The 2,233-nt window shown below is 52.6% G+C and carries 1 tRNA gene and 1 rRNA gene; both read right to left on the bottom strand.

The features are described 5' to 3' along the window. Positions 1-99: 99 nt before the first annotated feature. A tRNA-Ile gene (locus tag INT39_RS22250) sits at positions 100-176 on the bottom strand. A 108-nt stretch (positions 177-284) separates the two neighbouring features. Then, positions 285-1,821: ribosomal RNA gene (locus INT39_RS22245) — 16S ribosomal RNA — on the bottom strand. Positions 1,822-2,233: the final 412 nt, after the last annotated feature.

The following is a 2,233-nucleotide window of genomic DNA, read 5'->3' as shown; positions in this document are numbered from 1 at the left end:
AAGCGGGATCGAACCGCTGACCTCCTGCGTGCAAGGCAGGCGCTCTCCCAGCTGAGCTATGGCCCCGTTCAGACCTGACAAATCTGACACCTCGATAATTGGTGGGTCTGGGCAGATTCGAACTGCCGACCTCACCCTTATCAGGGGTGCGCTCTAACCAACTGAGCTACAGACCCAATTATCTCGGGCTGCCACCGTGTTGCTTGGAGTACAGGCCCAATCGCCGTGCTTTCGGAATCAAGTAATTCGTGTGAGTGCTTGAAAAACAGAGGTGATCTTTCGATTAAGGAGGTGATCCAGCCGCAGGTTCCCCTACGGCTACCTTGTTACGACTTCACCCCAGTCATGAATCACACCGTGGTAACCGTCCTCCCGAAGGTTAGACTAGCTACTTCTGGTGCAACCCACTCCCATGGTGTGACGGGCGGTGTGTACAAGGCCCGGGAACGTATTCACCGTGGCATTCTGATCCACGATTACTAGCGATTCCGACTTCATGGAGTCGAGTTGCAGACTCCAATCCGGACTACGAGAGACTTTATGGGATTAGCTCCACCTCGCGGCTTGGCAACCCTTTGTATCCCCCATTGTAGCACGTGTGTAGCCCTGGCCGTAAGGGCCATGATGACTTGACGTCATCCCCACCTTCCTCCGGTTTGTCACCGGCAGTCTCCTTAGAGTGCCCACCATAATGTGCTGGTAACTAAGGACAAGGGTTGCGCTCGTTACGGGACTTAACCCAACATCTCACGACACGAGCTGACGACAGCCATGCAGCACCTGTGTCTGAGTTCCCGAAGGCACCAATCCATCTCTGGAAAGTTCTCAGCATGTCAAGGCCAGGTAAGGTTCTTCGCGTTGCTTCGAATTAAACCACATGCTCCACCGCTTGTGCGGGCCCCCGTCAATTCATTTGAGTTTTAATCTTGCGACCGTACTCCCCAGGCGGTCAACTTAGTGCGTTAGCTGCGCCACTAAGAACTCAAGGTTCCCAACGGCTAGTTGACATCGTTTACGGCGTGGACTACCAGGGTATCTAATCCTGTTTGCTCCCCACGCTTTCGCACCTCAGTGTCAGTATCAGTCCAGGTAGTCGCCTTCGCCACTGGTGTTCCTTCCTATATCTACGCATTTCACCGCTACACAGGAAATTCCACTACCCTCTACCGTACTCTAGTTCAGCAGTTATGAAAGCAGTTCCCAGGTTGAGCCCGGGGATTTCACACCCATCTTACTGAACCACCTACGCGCGCTTTACGCCCAGTAATTCCGATTAACGCTTGCACCCTCTGTATTACCGCGGCTGCTGGCACAGAGTTAGCCGGTGCTTATTCTGTCGGTAACGTCAAAGGTGTTACGTATTAAGCAACACCCCTTCCTCCCAACTTAAAGTGCTTTACAATCCTAAGACCTTCTTCACACACGCGGTATGGCTGGATCAGGCTTTCGCCCATTGTCCAATATTCCCCACTGCTGCCTCCCGTAGGAGTCTGGACCGTGTCTCAGTTCCAGTGTGACTGATCATCCTCTCAGACCAGTTACGGATCGCGGCCTTGGTGAGCCATTACCCCACCAACAAGCTAATCCGACCTGGGCTCATCTGATAGCGCAAGGTCCGAAGATCCCCTGCTTTCTCCCGTAGGACGTATGCGGTATTAGCGTCCGTTTCCGAACGTTATCCCCCACTACCAGGCAGATTCCCAGGCATTACTCACCCGTCCGCCGCTAAATCAGGGAGCAAGCTCCCGTCATCCGCTCGACTTGCATGTGTTAGGCCTACCGCCAGCGTTCAATCTGAGCCATGATCAAACTCTTCAGTTAAATACTGATTGGGTTTTGAGAAAACCCTAAACTTGGCTCAGCCGTACAAAAAACATCTATAAACTCGATGAATTCACAGAGTAACTTGCTTAGGCTGATAATCTTGCGATCATCTCTCCATTGAGCAAGCACCCACACGAATTACTTGATTCCAATTTGTTAAAGAGCGATTCGGCCTGCGTCTCCGCCTGACCAAGGCCGCGTATTCTACGCTAACCTTCTGATCTGTCAAGCATTTATTGTGAGGCTTTTCAGCGCTGCACCGCTTGGCAAACCGGCCTGAAACGCTGCTGCTGTTCCGGGCCAGGGAGGCGCATTCTACAGGAGTAACACCCCTTGTCAACGCCTTCCTGAAATTCCTTTCTCACCTTGAAGAAGCGATCAAACCGGCCTCTTCAGTGAGCGGCGCATT

Source organism: Pseudomonas sp. FME51 (assembly GCF_014897305.1).
The sequence above is the reverse complement of the archived record's forward strand: the minus strand, read 5'-3'. Positions and strand labels throughout refer to the sequence as shown.